Raw genomic sequence first — 22,343 nt, 5'->3', positions numbered from 1 at the left:
GGCTCTTCGACCGCATCGACGGCAGCGCCGCACAGGGCGTCCAGCGCCTACCGTGCCGGCTCGTGCTGCGCGAGTCGACTCTCGGCGCCGGCTGACCCCCGGCTACGACCGGCTGAACCTGCCCACCACACCTCACAGGCCGGGCCAAGATCGGTTCGGGCGCTGTTGCCACCTTCTACCCAGCCGGATCGACGCTGGTCGAGTTGCTCAGACGCCGCGACGTCAGCGCGAGCACGATCAAGCGCGTCCTGGGCGAGCATGGCGCGAGGAAGTACCGACGCGCGCCCGGGGACGCCCAGGCATCGCGCGACGGCACCCGGGCTGCGGTCCGACGCGGCCTTGTGCTTTCCGGTGTGGTAGGACCAGTCGCCAACGGCCGCCGTGCCGACCCGATCGGTCCACAGCAGGGCGCCGTCGACGATCACCACGCCTTGCGTCGGCGCGGTCGACGGCCTGTCCGACGCTCGGCGCTTCGATGCAGGGCAGGATGAAATGATGGGCCAACGTCACAGGACGTAACAGGACGTAGCGGTGGAGGAACAGCACATGGCCGAGCCCGGCGGGGGTAGTGGTCCGCGGGAGGTTGCGGTCGCGTCGGGGCTGTTGCGGGAGATGAACAAGCGGTCCCTGCTGGAGCGGCTGTTCGCGGACGGGCCGGCGACCCGGCCGAAGCTGGCGCGGGCGGCGGGGCTGTCGGTGCCGACAGTGATCGCCGCCCTCGGGGAGCTGGCGGCGGCCGGCCTGGTTCGGGAGCAGGGTCGGTCGGCACCCGGGGGCGGACGCCCGGCGGCGGTCTTCGAGGCCAACGCCGCGGCCGGACACGTGCTGGGCATCGACATCGGTCGCAGCTGGCTGCACGCCGCGGTCGCCGATCTGACGGGGACCCAGCTGGGCACCGTCGACCTGCGTAACGTCGCCCGCACCTCGGCGGGGCTCGTCGATCTCATCGCTACCGCCGCCGACGAGGTCGCCGAGGCCGCAGGCATCGAGCCGATCGCGATCACGCACACGGTGATCGGTTCGCCCGGTGTGTACGACCCGCGTCGAGGTCGGGTGCTTTACGCAGCGAACCTGCCCGGTTGGCAGCGGGTCGGACTGACCGAGGCGCTGGCGCAGCGGTTGAACACCTCCTTGACCGTGGACAACGACGCCAACCTGGCCGCGATCGGCGAACACACCTACGGCGCCGGGCGCGGCCACGCCGACTTCGCCTACGTGCACCTCGGCACCGGTGTCGGCGTCGGACTGCTGCTCGACGGCCGGCTGTACCGCGGGTTCACCGGTGCCGCGGGGGAGGCCGGTTACCTGCCGATCGGTGGCGAGCCGGCGTCCGGGCGTCGGGGTGCGACGCGTCGGGGCATGCTCGAGGAGAGACTGGGCGCCGACGCCGTCGTGCGTTACGCGCGTGACGCCGGGATGCCTGCGCGGGTCTCCGCCCAGGAGGTGTTCACCGCGGCGCGCGCCGGCTCCGCGCCTGCGCTGCAGGCGGTCGCGACCGAGGCAGGGCACCTCGCGCAGCTGATCGGGGGCGTCGCCGCGCTGCTCGACCCGGAGATCATCGTCGTCGGGGGTGGCGTCGGCCAGAACCTCGACCTGCTCGAACCCGGGATCCGGGCCGCACTCGCCCAGCTCACCCCGATGAGTCCGCGCCTGGTCGTGGCCGAGCTGGGCAGCTCCGGTGTCTTGCGCGGCGCCATCGCCACCGGTGTCCAGCGGGCCCGCGAACTGCTCTTCGCCGCCACCACCGAGGCGGACCGGCCCGCCCGAGTGGCGACGAGCACCCGATAGCGACGACTACATCTCGTGCCGGCGGCGCGGGCTACCGCGCCTTGACAATGAAAGAGCCTTTAATAAATACTCTTTAACATGCCCGCAGCACTGGTCGCCGCCATCGACATCGGCGGCACGAAGGTCGACGTCGCCGTGGCCGGCTCGACCGGCGAGATCCTCCAGCGGCTCCGCCTGCCGACCCGTCCCGCAGGCGATCCCGACGACCTGTTCCGCCGTCTCGGCGCGGCCCTCGACGAGCTGCGTCGACGGGCCGGGCGAGAGATCGAAGCCGTCGGCTGCACCTGCCCCGGGATCGTTCGACCGGACGGCATCCTGCTGGCGCCCAACCTGCCGGGGTGGCAGGACGTGGCGCTCGCCGAGAAGGTCCGCGAGCTGAGCCGCGTCGACGTCGTCGACGTGACCAACGATGTGAAGGCGGCCGCGCTCGCCGAGGCGCGGGCGGGGCAACTCCGCGGCGCCGAGCCCGGCCTGTATCTCAACGTCGGCACCGGGATCGCCGCCGCTGTCACGGTCGGTGGTGGCGTCCTGCAGGGTGCGCACCAGGCCGGTGGCGAGATCGCCTACTTCATGCCGGACGTCGACGATGACAATGCGACGGCGCCGGAACCGGCGCTGGAACGGATCGTGGGCGGCGGGCCGCTGGGCGAAGCGGCGACCGCAGTGCTCGGCCGCCCCACGACCGCGGCCGAGCTCTACCGCTCGACCGACCCGGTGGCGACAGCTCTCGCGCATCGGGCACTGGCCCACCTGGCCGCGGCACTGGTCAACTGCTGCGTTCTCGTCGACCCGGAGCGGGTTGCGCTCGGCGGCGGGCTGACCGGGTCCGCCGACCTGGTGCTGCCGCTGCTCGCGTCGGCGCTGACCAGACGGGTGCCCTTCCCCCCTGATCTGACGCTGGCGAGGTTCACCACGGACGCATCGCTGCACGGCGCGCTCGCCCTCGCTCTCGACGCACTGGCGGACCGGGCCTCCCGCCCCGGCGAGCAGGCCTCGCCGGCCCTGATGCACGGGTCGGTGTCCTGATGGGAGTTGAGCTGGGTCGCCTGATGTCGGCGGAGATGAACGAGCAGCCGACGGTGCTGTCCCGGTTGGCCGACCAGTTCCCCGACATCACGGGGCAGGTTCGGGCCGTGCGCCCGGCCCGGCCCGGCGGGGTTGCCTTCCTGGCTCGCGGTTCCTCTGACAACGCGGCGCTGCTTGGGCGCTATCTCGTCGAACGCGATCACGGGCTGCCGACGTGCCTGGTCGCACCGAGCATCGCCACCGCGTATCGCCGCCCGCTCGACGGCTTCGCCGGCTGGATCGTGGTCGCAGTCTCGCAGTCCGGCCGGACCCCGGAGATCGTCGACCTGGCCGGCCGGTTCCGGGCCGCCGGTGCGGTCGTCCTCGGCATCTCCAACGACGACGAGTCCGACCTCGCTGCCGCGTCCAGCCTGTCGATCGGGCTGGGCGCCGGGCCGGAGCGAGCGGTGCCGGCGACGAAGACCGTCACCGCGCAGATGCTCGCGATGCTCGCCGTCGCCGGTGGGCTGGGTGACGCGGCGGGATCCGCGCTCGGCCCGGGCGAGATCGGGTACGCCGTGGCCGAGGTGCTGCAGGACCGTGACGCGGTCGAGGCGGCCGCCGCGGCGATCGATGTGGACCGGATGGCCGTGGTCGCACGGGGTTTGTGCCTGGCCGCCGCAACGGAGAGTTCGCTCAAGCTCCAGGAGACGACCGCGATGATGGCGCACGGGTTCTCCACCGCGGACTTCCGGCACGGCCCGATCGCGGTGTGCGGCCCGCGGACACCGGCACTGCTCATCGCCGGGTCCGGCCCGGCCGACGCGGACACCCTTGCCCTGCGCGACGACCTGGCCGCACGCGGCGCCCGCAGCGTGGTCGTCGGGACGACTCCGGATGCGGACGTCCCGCTGCCCGAAGGCGAACAGGACCTCGAATGCGTGCTCGCCACCGTCCGCGGCCAGCAGTTCGCCCTTGCCCTCAGCCAACGGCGCGGCATCGACCCGGACGCGCCCAGCGGCCTCCGCAAGATCACGCCCACGCAGTGAGCACTGCCCCGCGGGAAGGACACCAATGAAGCCCACGATCGTCGCCAGTGCAGTCGGGGTCGCCCTTCTGCTCGCAGGCTGCAGCACGGGCGCCACCCCCGGCGACCGGCCCAGCCCGGACGCGCAGGCGGGCGGTGCACCCGGATCGTCGGTGATCGACCTGGACATCACCGGCACCACCGGGCCGAACGGCGAGCAGCCGACGCCGGTCGACCAGCTGATGCTCACCGACGACGAGGTGGCCACGTTGCGGGCCGGCGGGTTCACCGCCGCCCAGATCTGGCACACCTCGGGGCCGTTCGTCGCCGCCGTGCAGGCCGGCGCGCAGGCAGAGTTCGACCGGCTCGGAGTCGAGGTGGTCGCCTCCACCAACGCCAACATGAATGCCGGCACGCAGAGCAACCAGGTCCAGACGGCCATGGCCACCCGGCCGTCGGTGATGATCGGTCTCCCGGTCGACCCGACGTCGGCGGCAGCGGCGTTCCAACCGGCTGTGGACGCCGGGACGAAGCTGGTGTTCCTCTCCAACGTGCCAACGGGTTACACCTACGGCAAGGAGTACTCCTCGATCGTCACCGACGACCTGTTCGCCATGGGGCAGCAGGCCGCCCGGGCGCTCGGCATCGCGCTGGGCGGGCAGGGCACCGTCGCGATCGTCTACTACGACGCGAAGTACTACGTCACCAACCAGCGCGACGCCGCGTTCAAGGCGACCCTGGAGCAGGAGTTCCCCGGGATCCGCATCGTCGCGGAGCAGGGTTTCAGCGACCCGAACAACGCAACCGGCATCGCCAACGCGCTGCTCACCCAGAACCCCGACCTGGACGGCATCTACGCCAGCTGGGCGCAGCCGGCCGCCGGGGTGATCTCCGCGCTGCGCACGGTCGGCAACACCCACACCAGGGTCGTCACGCTGGACGTCGAGGACCCGGTCATGGTCGACATGGCCAAGGGCGGCGCCACCGTCGCGGTCGTCGCGGACGAGGCCTACAACCTCGGCAAGGGCATGGCCGCCTCGGCCGCCTATGCGTTGCTGGGCAAGCAGGCCCCACCGTTCGCCGTCGCGAACGCACTCACCATCGCGAAGGACACCATCCCGGCCGGGTATCGACAGTCGCTCAACATCGACGTACCGGCATCAGTGCAACAAGCCCTGCGTTAGCCATTCGTCGGAGAAGGGAACCCATGACAACAACCGTCGCGCCGAGCCGACCAGCGGCCCTGCGCCATCGATTCGACCTCGACCACTACTTCGTCTACGTCGGGTTCGTCCTCATCTTCGTCGTGATGGCGGCCCTGTTGGGCAACCAGGGTTTCCTGCAGCCGCAGAACCTGCTCAACATCCTGCTGCAGACCGCACCGGTCACCCTGATGGCCGTCGCCACCGTGTTCGTGCTGAGCACCGGAGAGATCGACCTGTCGATCGGGGCGGTGGTCGCGTTGGCCGCGCTGGTGTCAGCGGTCGCGGTGGCGAACTTCGGCCTGGTCGCCGGGATCGTCGGGGGGCTGCTCACCGGGGTGGTGGTCGGGCTGGTCAACGGGGTGCTCATCACCGTGCTGCGGCTGCCGTCGTTCCTGGTGACCCTGGGCATGTTGGGCCTGGTCACCGGGCTGTCCCAGCGTGTGACGAACCTGCAGGCGGTGCCGTCGCTCGACGAGTACTACAACGGCCTGTTCGGCACCGGCTCGCTCGCCGGGATCTCGTCGCTGATCTGGTGGTCGGCGCTGTTCGTGGTCGGCGGGCACTTCCTCTACCGGCACACCCGCATCGGCGCGCACGTCCTGGCCACCGGCGACAACGAACGGGCCGCCCGAGTTTCCGGCATCAAGGTCGACCGGATCAAGATCGGTGTGCTGGTCGCGAGCGCGGTGGCCGCGGCGCTGGCCGGGATGCTCTACACCGGCCGCCTGCAGGGAGCGACCTACACGCTCGGTGCCGCCGACCTGCTCACCGTGATCGCGGCGGTGGTCATCGGGGGGACGCGGCTCTTCGGTGGGAAGGGCAGCGTGATCGGCGCGCTGGTCGGCTCACTGATCCTCGGCATGCTGAACAACGGGCTGATCCTGGCCGGTCTCACCGACTCCGAACAGCAGATCGCCCGCGGGCTCATCATCCTGATCGCCGTGGCCCTCACCCTCCGGGAGAAGAAGCAGTCGTGACCACCAGCTCCGTCACCGACACCGCCCCGGCGCTGTCCCTGGACGGCATCCGCAAGCAGTTCGGCGGCATCGTCGCCATCAACCGCTTCGACCTCGAGGTACGCCGCGGAGAGGTGGTCTCCCTGGTGGGCGACAACGGCGCCGGGAAGTCCACGCTGATCAAGATGGTGTCCGGCATCCACCAGCCGACAGCAGGGACGGTGTCGCTGGACGGGGAGGCGGTCAAGCTGGCCGATCCCAGCGTCGCCCGCGGGCTCGGCGTCGAGGTGGTGCACCAGGACCTCGCGCTTGCCGACCACCAGCCCGTGTACATGAACATGTTTCTGGGGCGCGAGTTGGTCCGCGGGCCGCTGCGCCGGCTGGACAAGAAGGCCATGGCCCAGCAGACCCAGGAGCTGGTGGACGAGCTGGACGTGCGCATTCCGTCGGCGCGCTCGATGATCCGGGACCTGTCCGGCGGGCAGCGGCAGGGCATCGCAATCAGCCGGGCGACCCACTGGGCGTCCCGGCTGATCCTGATGGACGAACCGACCGCTGCCCTCGGCGTGGCCGAGACGGCCAAGGTCGAACAGCTCATCCTCCGGCTGCGCGCCCGCAACCTGGCCATCCTCGTGGTCAGCCACAACTTGGACCAGGTCATGCGGATCTCGGACCGGATCACCGTTCTGCGCCGCGGCGAGCAGATCGGCACCCGGGAGGTCGGCGCCACCGACAAGAACGAGATCGTTTCCATGATCACCGGGCTGCAGGCCGCCGACGGAGAGGAGTGAGACCGTGTTCCTGGACCTACTGCGCCGCCGCAACCCGGCCCTGGTCGACGCCGCCGTCGGGCTGCACCAGAGCGCCCAGCTGCCGGCCAACACCTACGTCCTCGACCTCGACACGATCACCGAGAACGCCCGCGCGATCGCGGCCGCGGCCAGCCCGCTCGGCCTCACCGTGTTTGCGATGACCAAACAGGTAGGGCGCAATCCGGACTTCTGCCGAGCGGTGCTGGCCGGCGGCATCACCGCCAGCGTCAACGTCGATCTCGAAGACGCCCGGGCGACCAGCCGGGCCGGCATGCGGATCGGCCACCTCGGACACCTGGTCCAGATCCCGTGGGCCGAAGCCGCGGCGGCCGCCGCGCTGCGCCCGGACAACTGGACGGTGTTCAGCCGGGACAAGGCCGTCGAGGCGGCCCGCGCCGCCCGCCGGAACGGCCACGAGCAGCGGCTGTTGGCGCGCATCCAGGCGCCCGAGGACGAGTTCTACCCCGGTCACGAAGGCGGATTTCCGGCCGCCGACATCGGGCGCGTCGCCGACGACCTCGACGACCTCGACGGCGCCGCCTTCGCCGGGATCACCACCTTCCCCGCGCTGTTGTTCGACCACGACCGGCGCACCGTCCGACCCACCCGCAACGCGCAGACCCTGGCCTGGGCCGCCGACGAACTCCGCGGCCGGGGCCGGTCCGGCATCCGGGTCAACGCCCCCGGCACCACGTCGGCGTCGACGCTGCCGGTCCTCGCCGAGATCGGCGCCACCCAGGTCGAACCCGGCCACGCCCTGACCGGCACCACGCCCTGGCACGCCGTCGAGGACCTGCCGGAGCGGCCGGCGATCTGCTACCTCTCCGAGATCAGCCACCGGCACGCAGGCCGCGGCTACTTCTTCGGCGGCGGGCTCTATGTCGACCCGGTGTTCGCCGCATACCCGATCCGCGCCGTCGTCGGCCGCGAGGGTGCCGCCGCCACGACGCGCGCCGCCACCTTCCCGGACCGCACCGCCATCGACTACTACGGGCAGCTCGACGGCGGCGCGGTCGGCGACAGCGTCGTGCTGGGGTTCCGAGCGCAGGCGTTCGTCACCCGCGCCTACACCGCCGGGATCAGTGGCATCTCCACCGGCAGCCCGCGGATCACCGGAATCTGGTCGGCCGCCGGCGCGGCGACGGACTGGCCGACCTGATGGCACATATCCAGACCGTCCTGGGCCCAGTGGACGCCGCCGGCGTCACCGGGATCCTGCCGCACGAGCACCTGTTGTCGCTCACTCCGGGCGGCTGGCTGTCCGGGGGCGGGACCTCGGACGAGGACCAGGTCACCACTGCGGTCGGCGCGCTGCGCGGGCTCCGGGAGCTGGGCATCGACACCGTGGTCGACCTCAGCCCGTACGGCGTAGTCGGACGCGACGTCGACGGCGCCAACGTGACCCTGCTGCGTCGCATCGCCGAGCTGTCCGGCCTGCACGTCGTCACCGGAACCGCCGTCTACCTAGAGAGCTTCAGTCCCGCGTGGGCCCGCGACGCGACGCTGTCGGAGATGACCCGCCGCCTGGTCGACGACGCGACCGTCGGCATCGGTGGGTCCACGATCACCGCAGGTGTGCTCGGTGAACAAGCCACCAGCCTCGGCCGCATCACGCCACACGAGGAGAAGTGCCTCCGCGCCTCCGCCCGCGCCCACCGGGAGACCGGACTGGCCCTGTGCACCCACACCACGCACGGCACCATGGCTCTGGAGCAGATCGAGATCCTTCGGCAGGAGCGGGTGCTGCTGGACCGGGTTGTCATCGGGCACGTTGACACGCACCCCGACACCGACTACGTACGCACCATCCTGGCCACCGGCGTCATGATCGCGTTCGATACGATCGGCAAGCAGCACTGGGATTTCCGCGTCGACCCCATCGACCCCGACCAGCCCGACGGCGCCTACCGCAAGGACGCCTACAAGCGCGCCGACCACACCCGCGCGGACCGGATCGCCACGCTCGTAGCAGCGGGGTTCGTCGACCAGATCCTGCTGTCCCACGACCTCACCGGCTCCGAGGTCTACCTCAACCCCGATACCCACGGCTTTTGGGGCTACAGCTACCTCGCCCGCCGATTCACGCCGATGCTCCGGGACCGCGGGGTCACCCAACCTCAACTCGACACCATGACACGCACCAACCCGACCCGGATGCTGACGATCCAGTAGCAACGTCGGACGGCATCCGCGGCGTCGAGATGGGAATCGCCATGATCCGCTCCTGGCTTGGAATCGCTCTCACGTAAGGCCACGCTGCCAAACCAGCCCCGCCGACACGCCGTTCAGCGCCGAGTGGGCTCATGATCTGCCGGTCTCGGTCCGGCTGCGGCTGGGCACGGGCCGGCGCACGCCGAGTGAGGCGACGATCCGGCGGGTCCTGCAGCGGGTGGATCCCGACGAGCTGGACACTGCGGTTAGCGGGTGGCTCGCCCGCCGCGTCACCGGCCCGACCAGCCCGACCAGCACCGGAGGACCGGCGCGGGCGATCGCGCTGGACGGCAAGTCCGCCCCAGGCGCCCGGGCCAGCGGCGGGCGGTGCATCTGCTCGGCGCGCTCGACCACGCCACCGGGGTCGTGCTCGGCCAGACCGAGGTCGACCCCAAGACCAACGAGATCACCGCGTTCGCGCCCCTGCTGGAGCGCATCGACGCCGCATGCCCGCTGGCCGGCGCGGTGATCACCGCCGCACGCCCACGCCCGGTGGCTGCACGCCCGCGACGCGCACTACGTGTTCGCCGTGAAGGCCAACCAGCCCACGCTGCACGCCCAGCTCGCCGCGCTGCTCTGGTCGACGATCCCGGTCGTGGACGACGTCCGCGGACGTGGGCACGGCCGGGTCGAGACCCGCACTTTGCAACTGTGCGCGACCGCCGCGGGAATCGGATTCCCGCACGCCCCTGGCCGCCCGGATCGTCCGCCGACGCCGGCCCGCCGCCACCAGCACGAAACGGTGGTCGACCGAGACCGTCCACGCGGTGACCAGCCCCGGGTTCGGCGATGTCCGCCCCGACCGGCTGGCCGATATCATTCGTGGGCACTGGCATATCGAGAACCGGCTGCATTGGGTGCGTGACGTCACCTTCGACGAGGACCTGTCTCAGATCCGTACCGGCACCGGCCCGGCAACGATGGCCGTGCTGCGCAACCTCGCGATCAGCCGTCACCGGCTCGCCGGCGCCACCAACATCGCCGAAGCCGGCCGCGAAACCGGACGCCACCCGCTGCGAGCCGTTGACCTGCTCACATAATGCAACATCAACTATGCCGGGCCCCTGACCCGCGGGCAGACGCAGGGACCTCATCTACGCGCAGTGGCAGCTGCTGGAACCACTCCTGCCAGCGACAAGCACACTCGGACGGCCCCCGATCTGGACTCGCCGCCAACTCATCAACGCGATCTGGTGGCGGATCCGCACCGCCGCCCTATGGCGCGACGTGCCCGAACGCTGCGGCTCTTGGCAGTCGATCTACGGGCCGTTTCGCGGCTGGCAGCGCTCCACCTTAGTCAGGCGGAGCGCCCACCGCGCAGGCTCAGTCCGCCGTCGACCGTGAGGCCTCACCGGCCCGTGCGCGAGGGTGCCCGTCGGACAGCTCCGCGGTGGCGGTCTCGGTGAGCGCGAGCGTGCAGAGGAGCGAAACCACGATCATCGCGATCATGTACCACGCAATCCACTCGTACCCGCCCGTGACGTCGAGAAGCCAGGTCGCGACGATCGGCGCCACCGCGCTGCTCGCCAGGGTGCCCAGGGTGTAGCCGAAGGAGATGCCGGAGTACCGGATCCGGGTCTCGAACGACTCGGCGAAGAAGGCCGCGAGCGGCCCGTACGAAGCCGCGAAGGCGACGCAGGCCAGCACGTAGCCGAGCATGGCGAGCACGTGCGAGCCCGAGTTGAGCGACCAGAACCACGGGAACACCATGGCCCCCATCGCGATCACGCCGCCGACGAACACCGGTTTCCGCCCGACCCGGTCGGACAGGCTTCCGAACACCGGCAGCGCGAAGAACGTCACAGCCATGGCCACCAGGACGAAGACGAGCATCGCGTTGCGGCTGAAGCCGAGCTGCTGGGTGCCGTAACTCAGGCCGAACACCGTGGTGACGTAGAAGGTCACGCCGATCGCCAGGTACGCCCCGCCGGTCAGTAGCACCTGCTTCGGGTACTTGCGCAGCACCACGGCGATCGGCAGCTTCACGACGTCGTCGCTCTCCTTGAGCGCGGCGAAGTTGGGGCTCTCGCCGAGCTTCAGGCGCATCACGAGCCCGAAGAGCACGAAGACGCCACCGATCAGGAACGGGATTCGCCAGCCCCACTGCAAGAAGCTCTCGGGTGACATCGCCCCGAATGCGAGGAAGACCGCGTTGCCGAGCATCAAGCCGGCCGGCACCCCCATGTGCACCCAGCTCCCGTAGTACCCGCGCCGGCCGGCCGGCGCGTGCTCGACCGCCATCAGTACCGCACCGCCGTACTCGCCGCCGAGCGAGAGCCCCTGGATGAAGCGCAGGCTCACCAGGAGGATCGGAGCGGCGATGCCGATCGTGTCGTAGCTCGGCAGGAGACCGACCGCGAACGTGGTCGCCCCCATGATGGTGAGGGTCAGCACCAACATCGACTTGCGACCGATCCGGTCGCCGAAGTGCCCGAACAGCACACCCCCGATCGGCCGTGCCACGAACGCCGCGGAGAACGTGGCGAAAGCCAGGAGGGTGCCGATCAGCGGGTCGAACTGCGGAAAGAACAGGTGGTTGAAGACCAACCCGGCCGCGGTACCGTAAATGAAGAAGTCGTACCATTCCACCGTCGTTCCGACGGCACTGGCCAGACCCACTTTCCCACTGCGCGTGACGAGAGGCATGCGAGCTCCTTCAGCGTGTGTCGGACGGCCATTGCCGGGCGCCCGGAAGTTCATCGGAATGTGCGATACAACGTGGTTGCGGGGAGGATCCGCGCGACCACTACCGGTTCCGCCCGGTCGAGCCCGAGCGCGGTGTCGGTTCTCAGCACGGCGCATCCCGCGCCGAGCGCGGCGTGCGCGGAGGCAGGGACGGACAGGGTGGACACAGGGAAGCGGTCCACGAGCGCGGCGACCCGTGCGACGGTCCCGGAGTCCGTAGAGGCCGTCAGATCCGCCGCGATCTCGTCGACCAGGATCGCGGCGCCGGCCGACCAGGGCTCGAACAGCGCGAACACCACGCCGGCGAGGGTGTGCGACGGCACGAGGTTCAAATGCAGGTCCGGCTTCGGCCGGGTCCAGCGCCGCGCGGCGAGCCGGTCCTGCGCCTCGCGTATCTCCTCGTACCCGCGCGCGGTGACGGTCGCCGCATCGTCGTGAGTCAGCACCACCGGACCGCGGGACGGAGGGGCGTCGTGGTCCGAGTCCGAGGAGTGCATGACGGCCCAGATCGCCGACCCGTAGTCCACGACACCACCCATGGCGGGTACCGACGAACCGCGCACCCGGATCACCCGGCGCACCGAGGGACATCCCTCCCGGACCGCCTGAACGAGTTCCGACCGCGCGCCGTCGACCACGAGGACCGTCGCGGCCACGGCGCGCACCGCGGCCACCAGGTCCGGCATGCCGCCACCTTCGGGCAGCGGCGCGAACGGAACGCCCGCATGCGCCGCCCCGGCCGCCAGCTCCCACCACTCGGGAACCGGCGGCAGCGCCAGCGCGATCCGGTCGTCGGGCGTCACGCCCAGACCGTCGAGCACGTTCGCGACGCGCCTCGCCATGTCCGAGAAATGGCCGACGGTGCGCAGCAGCGGCGGGCCGACCCGCGGGACCCACACCATTGCGGGCCTTTCTCGCCACCGCTCCCACTCGGCGTAGAAAACCGAGTCGAAACTCGTTCTCGGCGGCGTCTCGCGCACCCGACAGCCGTTCATTTACAGCACCTCCGCGCCTTGTCGGACAGCATCGACCTTAGACAAGAACTCCGGTCAGACCACAACTTTTCAGAGCAGCCGCAACTGGTGCGCTTTCGCAATAGCTTCGACCCTGTTGCGCGCATTCAGCTTCTGCATCGCGGTCTGCAGATACGTCTTGACGGTGTTCCGGGCGAGTGCGAGCTCGTCGGCGATCTCGGGGTTGCTGTGTCCCATCGCCGCGAATCGGAGCACCTCGTACTCGCGACGGGTCAGCCCGACCCGGAACAGCAGTTCGGGTGTGGCCGAGGTGTGTCGGCCGGTCAGCCGCGGGTCGACGACCCGGACGCCGTGCGCGACCCGGTGCACCGCGGTGGCGAAGTCGCCGCCGGTGATGTCCTTGACCAGGCATCCATCGGCTCCGGCGTCGATCAGCACGTCGATGGCGCCGTGGTCGGCGAACGCGGTGAACAGCAGGATCTTGGCGTTCGGCGCCACCCGCCGCAGCCGGGTCACCAACTCCGGCGCCGGCATATCGGGCAGGCGCAGGTCGAGCAGGATCACGTCCGCAGCCACCTGCTGGGCAACCTGCAGGGCCTCGTGCCCGGTGCCGGCGCCGCCCACCACGGTGATGGTCGGGTCCTCTGCGGCCAGCAACTCCACCCCGTCCCGGATCACCGGGTGGTCGTCGACGACCAGCACCCGCACCTGCACACGGGCCTGCTCAATCATCGGTCGCCTCCTCGCTGGCCTGCGGCACCCACGCCCGCACCGTGACGCCGCCGTCCTCATTGCCGATGACCGACAACCCGCCCCCGACGCGCTCCATGCGCCGGGCTGCCAGCGGGAGCCCGAGATGACCGGCCTTCTCCGGCGCGGTGCCGCCGTCCTGGCTGCCCTGCCCGTCGTCAGCGACGGCCACCGTCAGCGCGTTGCCGGTGACCACGACGCTCACCACCACGGTGCATGCGCGGGCGTGCTTCTCGACGTTGACCAGGGCCTCCCGCACGACGCCGGTGAGCGCCTCGACCCTGCTGGGCGGCAGCTCCGGGATCTCGGCGAGCGCAACATAGCGGGCCGGGATCCCGGTCCGCTCCTCGAACGCCTCGCAGTCCTCCTGGATCGCGACGGCGAGCTGCCGCTCCGCCGGCTGTTCGGTGAGCCGGGCCAGCGAGGTGCGCAGCGCCGCGTTCACCGACTGGACCTGGCGCTCGACCTCGTCGAGCCGCCCACGGATGCGATCAAGGTCCTGCACCGACCGCAGGCTTCGCAGCTCGGCACCGATGCGGAACAGCACCGGGCTGACCGAGTCGTGCAGGTCGGCCGCCAGCCGCCGCCGGTCGGCGTCCAGTGTCAGGTCCGTCCGCATTTTGGCGCGGTGCGAGCTGACGAGACTGATCGAGGCCCCTGCCGCCTCCTGCTCGACCCGCGCGATCACCCCGTCGCCGAAGGAGACCTTCTCCCGCACCCCGACGTACACGGCGCCGAGCACCGCGCCGTCGTAGACCATCGGAACGGCCAGCATGGCGCGCAGGCCCTCCCGGTCCACCAGCTCGTCGAACTCGTGGCTGATCGTCGTCGACGCGAGGTAGTCCCGCACCCAGACCGGCTTGCGCAGTGCGATGCTCTTCCCACCCAGGCCGATCCCCTCGGGCACGACGAGCCGGTGCAGCGCCGTGCTCTGGGTGCCCTGCCAGCTGCGGTGCACCATCCGCCTGCCGGCCTCGACGCGGCCGACCAGCGACATGTCGAATCCGCCGAGCTCCCGCAGACGGCGCGCGACCGCCTGCATCGCGACCGAGTCGTCCTGCAGCACGAGCAGCTCGGAGTGCCGGACGGCCAGCTCGTCGAGCACGGCGTCGGTCTCGCCTCCGGACGGCAGCGACATCGCTCGTCTCCTCGTTCCTCGTCGCCTGACCCTACGTTCCGGGAGTCAGGCCCTCACAGGTCACAGGCACCACAGGTCACAGCGATGCGGGCTCGATCCTGCCCCGTAGCGCCAGGAGACTCTCCAGCAGAAAGTAGTCACCCCATACCAGCTCGCTGTCGGTCGCCACGCCCCGTGTGGGGTCGAAGCACCCGCCGCTGAGCGCGCCGGACGGGGTGAGGTGGCCGGCAACCAGCATGTCCACCATCGCCGCCGCGTGCTCCCGGTAGTGCGGGCGGTCCGGCAGCAGCGCCGCGAGCTTGAGCAGCGCCGCAGCGGCGATCGCGGTCGCCGAGGTGTCCCGCGGCTCGTCGCGGCCGGCATCGAAGTCCCACAGCGCGACACGGTCGGCCGGCAGGTTCTCGATCCACCAGTCCGCGACGGTCACCGCGGTGGGCAGGAAGTCCGGCGACACCCACCGGCCCGCCTGCGCGAAGCCCAGCATCGCCCAGGCCTGGGCCCGCGCCCACGTGCTGTCGTCCGAGCGCCCCTTGTGCGTGTAGCGGCGCAGCAGGCTCCCATCCCGCTCGTCGAACGCCGCCGACTGGCAGATGGAGCCGTCGGAGCGGACGCAGTACTCGACGTGGCGCTGCGCATGCCGGCGGGCCATGTCGAGGAGCGCGGGTTCGCCGAGCTCGCCAGCCGCCCACGCGAGGAGGGCGACCGTCCCCGGCACGGCGTCGATGTTCGCGGCGCCTCGCCCGACGGCGCCGGCCTCCTCGGCCTGCGTGCCCAGCGGGATGAGCCCGGCGGCGTGGTGGAAGCTCGCCGCAAGGCCCCGGGCACCGGCCAGCGCGGCATCTCGCGCCGCGTCGCTCGGCGCGGTCAACTGCGCGACGCCCGCCCCGTAGAAGAACAGGAATCCGCGGAAGGCGGTGTCCGATCTCGCCCGTGGGACGAGCCGACGCGCCACGTCCTCGGCCAGCCCGGCGTAGGACCGGTCACCGGAACCGAGTGCGCTCAGCGCGAGCAGGCCGCCCCAGAACCCGCCGGTCCAGAACCCATCCGGGGTGCGTGTCCACCGCCCGCCCGCGGTCTCCGCGTAGTGCGGGAACCCGGTCTCGGCCTCGGCCGCGGTTGCGTTGACGCGGGACAGCATCTGCCGCACCCCGTCGTCGATCCGCCGCAGCTGCTCCCCGCTCACGTCCGTGCCCCGTTCACCAGCACCGGCTTGAGCGTGCGCCCCGCGCGCATGTCCGCCAGCGCGTCGTTGGCCCGCTCGAGCGGATAGGCCGTCAGCAGCGCCGGCAGGTCGAAGCGGGCGGCCAGCGCGGGAACCGACAGCACGTAGTCGACGTGGTTCTGCGGCGAGAACGCCCAACTGCCCAGCACCCGCAGCTGCTTGCGGGTGATGTGGTGCGGGTTGATCGGCGTCTCGCCGTGGTCGGTGTACTGGCCGACCACCAGGTACGTGCCGCCCCGCCGGGCCATGTCGATCCCCTCGGCCACCGCGGACGGCACGCCCGTGGCTTCGATGACCAGATCCGCGCCCCGACCGTCCGCTGTCTCGGCGAGCACGCGTGCCAGCCGGCCCCGCGGGTCGGTCTCGGCGCCGATGTCGATGTGCACGTCACCGACGCCGATCCGCCGCGCGGTCTCGAGCCGGTTCGCGGGGCCGCCCACGACGACCACCCGGCGCGCCCCGGCGACCGCGGCGAGCATCGCCGCCGCCATGCCGACCGGGCCACTGCCCTGGACCACGACCACATCCCCCTCGCGCACCTGCGCAACGTCGCGCAGCGCGTGAGTCACGGTCGGGCCCGCGCAGCCGAGCGCGATCACCTCTTCCGGCCCGACGCCGTCGGGCACCCGCACGATCGTCGAGCCGGGCTGCAGGTAGATCTGCTCGGACCAGCCGCCGGACAAGTGCGGCGGCTGCGCGCAGCCCTGGTTGATGCCGTAGACCCGCCGCGTCTCGCAGAGCGAAGGCGCGCCGTCGGCACCGCAGGCGGTGCACGCGCCGCACGGGATGTTCGATGCCCACGACACCAGGTCGCCCACGCACAGCGGCGCGCCGGTGGCGTCGGTGCGCACGCCCGCACCGAGCGCGCGGACCCGCCCGACCGCCTCGTGACCGAGCACGATCGGCAGCGGGATCGCCAGCCGCCCCTGCTGCAAGTGCATGTCGGTGCCGCAGACGCCGGCGTGCGTGACGTCGGCGAGCACCGCGCCCGGCTCGGGCATCGCCTGTGGGAACGTGCGGAGTTCCAGATCCGTGCCGAACTCGTGCAGCACGATGGCGCTGGGCCGGCTCATGGGGTGACCTCCTTGCGCTCGCCGCGGTCGCGAATCGCCCCGCTCGCCCGCAGCGCGTTGATGTCGGAGTCCCCGAAGCCGGACTCCCGCAGGACGGGTTCGGTGTGCTCGCCGACGGCAGCGACGCCCCGGGTGATCCGCGCGGGGGTCCGGGAGAGCGTGACCGGGTTGCCGAGGATCCGGGTCGACGTGCTGCCGGCCACTTCGACCCGGGTGATCGTGCCGTTCGCGAGCACCTGCGGGTGGCGCAGCGCCTCGTCCAGCGTCAGCAGCGGCGCGGACAGCAGGTCCGCGGAGTCGAACCGCTGGATGGCGTCCTCGGTGGTCAAGGCACGAACGGCGTCGCGCAGCAGTTCGTTGGCCCGCTCCTTGTTGCGCGCCTGCAGGCTCGCGGTGCCGAACTCCGGCCGCCTGCTCAGGTCCTCTAGGTCGAGCGCCTTGCACACCAGGTGCAGCGCGTTCTCCCGGAACAGGCCGAGCACCGTGACCATTCCGTCGCTCGTCTCGAAGACGCCGCTGTACCAGTCGGTCACCCAGTTCGTCTCGCGCCCATACATCAGCATCGACGCGCTCTCCAGCGTCTGCAGCGCCATCGCGGTGTCCAAGAGGTTGACACTCACATGCTGCCCGCGCCCCGAACGCTCCCGCTCGAGCAGCGCCGCGAGGATCCCTTGGGCCAGCGCCATCCCGGAGGCGTAGTCAACCACCGGCACCGGTGAGATGTGCGCCGCAAGACCGGGGTCCCCCACCGTCCGGGCCATCCCGCTCAGCGACTGCGCGAGCATGTCCTGGCCCGCCTTGTGCGCGTACGGCCCGGTCTCCCCGAAACCGGACGCGGACGCGTAGACCAACCGCGGGTAGCGGTCGGCCAGCTCCTCGTAGGACAGGCCGAGGCGGCGCACCGCGGCCGGCCGGTAGCTGTGCACCAGTACGTCGGCGCGCTCCAGCAGACGGTGCAGCGCCGCCAGCCCCTCGCGCGTCTTGAGGTTCAGCGAGACGCTGCGCTTGTTGCGGTTCACCGCCACGTAGTAGGAGGACGGCTCGCCTGCCTCGATGGCATCGCGGTCCAGCGAGCGCATCATGTCGCCCGCCACCCCGCGCTCGACCTTGACGACGTCGGCCCCGAAGTCGCCGAGCACCTGCGCCGCAAGCGGCCCCTGCATGATCTCGCCGAGGTCGAGGACACGGATCCCCTCCAGCGCGCGCGTCATGCCCGCGCCTGCCCGGCGTAGACGTCCTTGGCGATCACCAGACGCTGGATCTGGTTGGTGCCCTCGTAGATCTGCGTGATCTTGACGTCGCGCATCATGCGTTCGACCGGGTAGTCCCGCACGAACCCATACCCACCGTGCAGCTGCACCGCGTCCGTGGCCACCGACATGGCGTTGTCGCTGCACAGCAGTTTGGCCATGGAGACCCGGGCCCGGGCACGCGGATCGTCGTCGGAGATCAGGCGGACCGCGTCGTAGAGCAGCGCGCGCGCCGACTCGATCTTCACGGCCATGTCGGCGACCATCCCGCGGAGCATCTGGAACCGGGAGAGCTGCTGGCCGAACTGCTCCCGCTGACCGGTATAGGCGACGGCCGCGTCGAAAGCACCCTGCGCGATCCCCAGCGCCTGTGCGGCAATCAGCGCGCGGCTGCCGTTGAGCTCGCCGTTGATGTAGCGGTACCCCTGCACGGGATCGCCCACGACCCGACGGGCGGGCACGCGGCAGTCGTCCAGGGCGACGTCGGTGGTGGGGCTGCCCCGCATGCCCATCTTCTTCTCGTGCGGGCCGAAGGAGATGCCGGGGTCGTGGCGGTGGACCATGAGGACGCCGAAGTCCCGTTCTCCGGTCCGGGCGAGGATCGCGTACCAGTCGGCCCAGGGCGCGTTGCTGATGAAGCGCTTCTGGCCGTTCAGCACCCAATCGCCGCCGTCCCGTACCGCGCTCGTCCTGATGCCGGACAGGTCCGAGCCGACAGTCGGCTCGGTCATGCACCACGCCGCTCCGGCCTCGCCGCTCGCGACGCGCGGGACGACCTCGGAACGCAGCTCGTCCGAACCCTGGCTGACGACGGTGGACGTGCCCGCCCAGTTGACGAGCAGCACCAGCGCCGAGCTGGCGCAGGCCGCCGCGACCTCCTCCACCGCGATCACCTGCGAAAGCAGGTCGGCACCGGAACCTCCCAGCTCCTCGTCGTAAGGCAGGCCCGGGAGGTCCGCCGCGCACAGCGCGTCCCACGCCTCCTGAGGGAACCGCTCCTGGTCGTCCACGTCCGCGGCGTGAGGGGCGACCTTGTCGGCCGCGAGCCGCCGCACGCTGCTGCGAAAGTCGTCGTACTCGGTCTGCATTCGTTCTCGCTCCTCGGGATCGTCGAGATGAGTTCAGATCGGCGGCCAGCGCAGGCCTCGCACGGCATCGGGCGTGCTCGAGCCGATCGCCTTGCGCGCGTCCTCGTCGCCGATCCCGAAACGCGCGAGCACGCGCGCCGTCGAGTCAGCGGTCTCGGTCGGGCCAGCTGCCGCCGGGGTGCGCGAGTACTGCGGAACCGCCGGCACCGATCGGGTCGGGGAGTCCGGGTAGCGCTGCGCAATCTGGTCAGATCCGGCGAGCTCGTGCGGTTCCAGCACCGGGGTAACGCAGGCGTCGATGCCGGAGAAGAACTCTGCCCATTCCGCCATGGTGCATTGCCGGAACGACTCGGTGAGGCGGACCTCGATGGTCGCGAACTCCTCCGGGTCCATGTGGTCTGGCACCGGACCCAGTTCGAGGGCCTGCCACAGGTTCGTGAAGAACGCGTTCTCCAACGCCCCGACGGCCACGTACCGGCCGTCTGCGCACGCGTAGCAGCGGTAGGCGGGGTGCGTTCCGGCGAGCACACCCTCACCGCGCCGCGGCAGCGACGGCCCACCCCAGTCAGCGAGGTTCATACCCATCATCGACAAGACCCCGTCGACCATCGCCGCGTCGATGTACTGGCCACGCCCGGAGTGCTCGCGCTCGTACAGCGCACCGACGACCCCGAAGGCGGCGAGCAGTCCTCCGCCCGCGAAGTCGGCCACCAGGTTCAGCGGCGGCACCGGCGGTCCGCCGGGCGGACCGAAGGTGCCGAGCGCACCACCGACGGCGAGGTAGTTGATGTCGTGTCCGGCGCGCTGCGCCCACGGACCTGTCTGCCCGTAGCCGGTGACGCTGCAGTAGACCAATCGCGGATTGATCTCGCTCAGCTCGGCGTAGCCCGCACCGATCCGGTCGGCCACGCCGGGCCGGAATCCCTCCATCAGGACATCCGATTCCGCCACCATCCGTTGCAGCACGGCTCGCCCTTCGCCGGTCTTCAGATCCAGCGTGACGAACTCCTTTCCGCGCGACAGCGCCGGGACCGGCAGGCCCGATCTCCCACCGCCGACGGCGATCACCTCGGCACCGAGATCGGCCAGCAGCATGCTGCCGTATGGCCCGGGCGCGAGCCGGGTCATGTCGAGTACGCGCACTCCGGCGAGCGGCCCTTTCCGGCGGGCGGTTCCGTCATCGGCGGTGCCCCCGGAAATCACCGGACTTGACGGGCCGGTCTGTGCGTGAGGCAAATTCGTCCTCCTCGTCGAGGTCCTCTCAGAACGCGTCGGGCTTCACCTTCCGCGGGACGGCGATGGGTGTGCACCTCCACATGGAGGGGTCGCTTTCACGCGCCGTCTGCCTCCCGGCCGGCAGGGATCACACGGCTACAGCATCGGCCGCACCAGGCGATGCAGGCCGTCCGAGACGCACCGCGCCGATCACGCACCTACGGCCATTCCCCCGCCGCGCGTCGCGCCGCCTCGGTGGAAGAGCCACCCCAGGTTTGGCCTCCACAGGTGGGTCGCCGCGCGAGCAGGCGCGGCGGGCGTGGGGTCGCCGCCGGTGGAGCCATGGCCTGCGGCGCCGCCGACCGTGATCACCTCGTCGGGCCCTGGCTCGCACCTTCCCCGCCGGTCGGCGACTTCGTCGCGATCGCGGGCCGCAGGTCGCGGGCACGGGCGAGGGAGGCGACCCCTCCGCAACCGGCTCAGACCGTCGGCAGCCAGACCCGCATCGTCGACGGACCGCGGGCCGCCCATGAGTGGTAGGGCACCAGTGGGATCCTGACGGGCGCGCCCGCCCGATCGCGCTGCCCGGCCTGTCCGTAGGGCCATGCCGCGTCCGTGTGCTCAACCAGCACGCCGGACGCCGTCACCGCGCCGTCGTCCCGCAGCGGCCGGTCCGGGTCGACCCGGACGTGGTCCACGTGCGGTCCGCCGGGGATATCCGTGGACTCCACACACAGGACGAGCGGGCCACGCTCCACCGCCACGCACCCGCGGACCGCGTCGATGCGCGGATCGGCCGCGGTCCAGCGCGGCGCGACCGGCAGGTCCAGGTGGATCTCCTCACCGACCGAGAAGCGCCGGCGCATCGAGAAGCTCCCGGGTCCGGCTTTCCTGTGCCCGTCCCTGTCGACCACCGCCGCACCCGCCGCCCAGGACGGCACGCGGAGGGTAGCGACCACGGCGCATCGTCGGTCTCGGTGACCCGCACCGTGACGCGCCCCGCGTCCGGGTAGGCCGTGCCGATCTCGACGAACACCGCGCGACCGTCGGGGAGCCGTGTGGAGATCCGCGCATCTGCGTACTGGTGCACCTGCAGACCGTCCTCGTCCGCCGTCGCGAGGTAGGTGTCGAGGCTCGCGAACGTACGCCCACGTTCGTCGGACAGCATGAGACCGAGAACCACCGCGCCCGCAGGCTGCTTGCCGCCCGCGGAGTCTCCACCTCGAGCGAAGCCGGAAGCCCCAGCTGCCGCTGGTGCAGCGTGTTGATGTAGTAGAACGCCCGGCCGTCGGGAGAGGGCGAGGTTGCAACGACGTTGAACAGCGTCCGCTCGGCGACGTCGGCGTACCGCGGATCGCCGGTGGCGAGCAGCAGCCGCCAGGACAGCATCACCGACGCCACTCCCGCACAGTCTCGCAGTACGCGCGATCGGGTGGGAGGACGTAGTCGTCGCCGAACGACTCGTCCTGGTGGTGCGACCCCATCCCGCCAGTGAGGTACGTCCGTCGGGCGATGGTGGCGTCCCACTGCCGCTCCACGGCGGCGAGCAGATCGGCGTCCCCCGTCTCCACCGCGACGTCCACGGCCCCGGCAGCCAGGTACAGCGCACGGACCGCGTGCCCCGCAGGACCGTCGCCTCGCGCACCGGCACGTCGTCCTGGAAGTAGGCACGCCCGAACTCGATGTCCGCGAACCGCTGGTGCCCCCGCCGCTCGACGAACTCGGCCGCCATCTCGAGGTAGCGCTGCTCGCCTGTCAGCCGGGCGAGCTCCACGAACGCGGTCTCGATCTCGGGATGGCCGTCGATCCCGGGGCTCCCGCCAGGGCCGAAGACTTCGAGATCGGGCGCCGGCACATCGCCCACATCAGCGGCGACCGGGAGTACGTGGCCGCCACCGACCGCGCCGAGGGCGCGGCGAGCGCGCTCGCCGCCCACGGCCTGCG

The 22,343-nt window shown here is 71.2% G+C and carries 20 protein-coding genes and 2 pseudogenes; 10 read left to right on the top strand and 12 right to left on the bottom strand.

Annotated elements, in window-relative coordinates; all coding sequences use genetic code 11:
• Positions 1–531 precede the first annotated feature (531 nt).
• The 10 genes from CFP66_RS46355 to CFP66_RS46305 all read left to right on the top strand — a co-directional run bounded on the left by CFP66_RS46355 (position 532) and on the right by CFP66_RS46305 (position 10,348).
• A complete protein-coding gene (locus CFP66_RS46355) occupies positions 532–1,788 on the top strand; it encodes an ROK family protein (RefSeq protein WP_198962150.1) in 1,257 nt (418 codons plus the stop codon).
• 78 nt (positions 1,789–1,866) lie between these two features.
• The gene (locus tag CFP66_RS46350; protein WP_094931969.1) at positions 1,867–2,814 is read left to right on the top strand and encodes an ROK family protein; all 948 of its coding nucleotides are present in this window, start codon (positions 1,867–1,869) and stop codon (positions 2,812–2,814) included.
• Positions 2,814–3,842, top strand: a complete 1,029-nt coding sequence (locus CFP66_RS46345) for an SIS domain-containing protein (RefSeq protein WP_094931968.1) — start codon at positions 2,814–2,816, stop codon at positions 3,840–3,842. Before CFP66_RS46350 ends, CFP66_RS46345 begins: the two co-directional genes overlap by 1 nt.
• 25 nt (positions 3,843–3,867) lie before the next feature.
• Positions 3,868–5,004 carry a substrate-binding domain-containing protein gene (locus tag CFP66_RS46340; protein WP_198962149.1) on the top strand — a complete coding sequence of 379 codons (1,137 nt, stop codon included), beginning with the start codon at positions 3,868–3,870 and terminating at the stop codon, positions 5,002–5,004.
• A gap of 23 nt (positions 5,005–5,027) precedes the next feature.
• Complete coding sequence (locus CFP66_RS46335) at positions 5,028–6,002, top strand: ABC transporter permease (RefSeq protein ID WP_094931967.1); 975 nt, start codon at positions 5,028–5,030, stop codon at positions 6,000–6,002.
• A complete protein-coding gene (locus CFP66_RS46330; RefSeq protein ID WP_094931966.1) occupies positions 5,999–6,772 on the top strand; it encodes an ATP-binding cassette domain-containing protein in 774 nt (257 codons plus the stop codon). Before CFP66_RS46335 ends, CFP66_RS46330 begins: the two co-directional genes overlap by 4 nt.
• Positions 6,773–6,776: 4 nt before the next feature.
• Positions 6,777–7,952 (top strand): alanine racemase, encoded by a 1,176-nt coding sequence (locus tag CFP66_RS46325; protein WP_094931965.1) that lies wholly within the window; start codon positions 6,777–6,779, stop codon positions 7,950–7,952.
• Positions 7,952–8,965 (top strand): phosphotriesterase, encoded by a 1,014-nt coding sequence (locus CFP66_RS46320; RefSeq protein ID WP_094931964.1) that lies wholly within the window; start codon positions 7,952–7,954, stop codon positions 8,963–8,965. The genes CFP66_RS46325 and CFP66_RS46320 overlap by 1 nt, the downstream gene beginning before the upstream one ends.
• 806 nt (positions 8,966–9,771) lie before the next feature.
• A complete protein-coding gene (locus CFP66_RS46310; protein ID WP_143517632.1) occupies positions 9,772–10,044 on the top strand; it encodes a transposase in 273 nt (90 codons plus the stop codon).
• 52 nt (positions 10,045–10,096) lie between these two features.
• Entirely contained in the window at positions 10,097–10,348 is a 252-nt protein-coding gene (locus CFP66_RS46305; RefSeq protein ID WP_094931961.1) for a transposase, read from the top strand.
• Here CFP66_RS46305 and CFP66_RS46300 read toward each other — a convergent pair.
• From CFP66_RS46300 to CFP66_RS50600, 12 genes and pseudogenes are all read right to left on the bottom strand, one after another.
• A complete protein-coding gene (locus CFP66_RS46300) occupies positions 10,328–11,650 on the bottom strand; it encodes an MFS transporter (protein ID WP_094931960.1) in 1,323 nt (440 codons plus the stop codon). The genes CFP66_RS46305 and CFP66_RS46300 overlap by 21 nt on opposite strands.
• A 50-nt stretch (positions 11,651–11,700) precedes the next feature.
• Entirely contained in the window at positions 11,701–12,684 is a 984-nt protein-coding gene (locus CFP66_RS46295; protein ID WP_094931959.1) for an AMP-binding protein, read from the bottom strand.
• Between the two features lie 69 nt (positions 12,685–12,753).
• Entirely contained in the window at positions 12,754–13,395 is a 642-nt protein-coding gene (locus tag CFP66_RS46290) for a response regulator transcription factor (RefSeq protein ID WP_094931958.1), read from the bottom strand.
• On the bottom strand, positions 13,388–14,551 hold the full coding sequence (locus CFP66_RS46285; protein ID WP_094931956.1) for a GAF domain-containing sensor histidine kinase: 1,164 nt from the start codon (positions 14,549–14,551) through the stop codon (positions 13,388–13,390). The genes CFP66_RS46290 and CFP66_RS46285 overlap by 8 nt, the downstream gene beginning before the upstream one ends.
• A 76-nt stretch (positions 14,552–14,627) precedes the next feature.
• Positions 14,628–15,734: a glycoside hydrolase family 88 protein gene (locus CFP66_RS46280; protein ID WP_233160298.1), complete on the bottom strand. Its 1,107-nt coding sequence runs from the start codon at positions 15,732–15,734 to the stop codon at positions 14,628–14,630.
• Positions 15,731–16,846 carry a zinc-binding dehydrogenase gene (locus CFP66_RS46275; protein ID WP_094931954.1) on the bottom strand — a complete coding sequence of 372 codons (1,116 nt, stop codon included), beginning with the start codon at positions 16,844–16,846 and terminating at the stop codon, positions 15,731–15,733. The genes CFP66_RS46280 and CFP66_RS46275 overlap by 4 nt, the downstream gene beginning before the upstream one ends.
• A complete protein-coding gene (locus CFP66_RS46270) occupies positions 16,843–18,057 on the bottom strand; it encodes a CaiB/BaiF CoA-transferase family protein (RefSeq protein WP_094931952.1) in 1,215 nt (404 codons plus the stop codon). Before CFP66_RS46270 ends, CFP66_RS46275 begins: the two co-directional genes overlap by 4 nt.
• Positions 18,054–19,184 (bottom strand): acyl-CoA dehydrogenase family protein, encoded by a 1,131-nt coding sequence (locus CFP66_RS46265; RefSeq protein WP_094931950.1) that lies wholly within the window; start codon positions 19,182–19,184, stop codon positions 18,054–18,056. Before CFP66_RS46265 ends, CFP66_RS46270 begins: the two co-directional genes overlap by 4 nt.
• Positions 19,185–19,217: 33 nt before the next feature.
• Positions 19,218–20,327, bottom strand: a complete 1,110-nt coding sequence (locus CFP66_RS46260; protein ID WP_255413952.1) for a CaiB/BaiF CoA-transferase family protein — start codon at positions 20,325–20,327, stop codon at positions 19,218–19,220.
• A gap of 551 nt (positions 20,328–20,878) precedes the next feature.
• Positions 20,879–21,358, bottom strand: coding sequence for a beta-L-arabinofuranosidase domain-containing protein (locus tag CFP66_RS48890; RefSeq protein ID WP_233160297.1), 480 nt, complete (start codon positions 21,356–21,358; stop codon positions 20,879–20,881).
• Positions 21,240–21,970, bottom strand: a pseudogene (locus CFP66_RS50605) (beta-L-arabinofuranosidase domain-containing protein). Before CFP66_RS50605 ends, CFP66_RS48890 begins: the two are co-directional and overlap by 119 nt.
• Positions 21,971–22,038: 68 nt before the next feature.
• Positions 22,039–22,335: pseudogene (locus tag CFP66_RS50600) on the bottom strand (beta-L-arabinofuranosidase domain-containing protein); the annotation flags it as partial.
• Positions 22,336–22,343: the final 8 nt, after the last annotated feature.

The organism is Pseudonocardia sp. MH-G8 (assembly GCF_002262885.1).
Lineage (GTDB): Bacteria > Actinomycetota > Actinomycetes > Mycobacteriales > Pseudonocardiaceae > Pseudonocardia.
This window is presented reverse-complemented; position numbering and strand designations above follow the sequence as displayed.

Excerpts from the sequence above, each read along its gene's own strand:
- CFP66_RS46350 (WP_094931969.1), top strand. The coding sequence starts at position 1,867 with ATGCCCGCAGCACTGGTCGCCGCCATCGACATCGGCGGCACGAAGGTC.
- CFP66_RS46345 (WP_094931968.1), top strand. The coding sequence starts at position 2,814 with ATGGGAGTTGAGCTGGGTCGCCTGATGTCGGCGGAGATGAACGAGCAG.
- CFP66_RS46340 (WP_198962149.1), top strand. The coding sequence starts at position 3,868 with ATGAAGCCCACGATCGTCGCCAGTGCAGTCGGGGTCGCCCTTCTGCTC.
- CFP66_RS46335 (WP_094931967.1), top strand. The coding sequence starts at position 5,028 with ATGACAACAACCGTCGCGCCGAGCCGACCAGCGGCCCTGCGCCATCGA.
- CFP66_RS46320 (WP_094931964.1), top strand. The coding sequence starts at position 7,952 with ATGGCACATATCCAGACCGTCCTGGGCCCAGTGGACGCCGCCGGCGTC.
- CFP66_RS46300 (WP_094931960.1), bottom strand. The coding sequence starts at position 11,650 with ATGCCTCTCGTCACGCGCAGTGGGAAAGTGGGTCTGGCCAGTGCCGTC.
- CFP66_RS46295 (WP_094931959.1), bottom strand. The coding sequence starts at position 12,684 with ATGAACGGCTGTCGGGTGCGCGAGACGCCGCCGAGAACGAGTTTCGAC.
- CFP66_RS46290 (WP_094931958.1), bottom strand. The coding sequence starts at position 13,395 with ATGATTGAGCAGGCCCGTGTGCAGGTGCGGGTGCTGGTCGTCGACGAC.
- CFP66_RS46285 (WP_094931956.1), bottom strand. The coding sequence starts at position 14,551 with ATGTCGCTGCCGTCCGGAGGCGAGACCGACGCCGTGCTCGACGAGCTG.
- CFP66_RS46275 (WP_094931954.1), bottom strand. The coding sequence starts at position 16,846 with ATGAGCCGGCCCAGCGCCATCGTGCTGCACGAGTTCGGCACGGATCTG.
- CFP66_RS46270 (WP_094931952.1), bottom strand. The coding sequence starts at position 18,057 with ATGACGCGCGCGCTGGAGGGGATCCGTGTCCTCGACCTCGGCGAGATC.
- CFP66_RS46265 (WP_094931950.1), bottom strand. The coding sequence starts at position 19,184 with ATGCAGACCGAGTACGACGACTTTCGCAGCAGCGTGCGGCGGCTCGCG.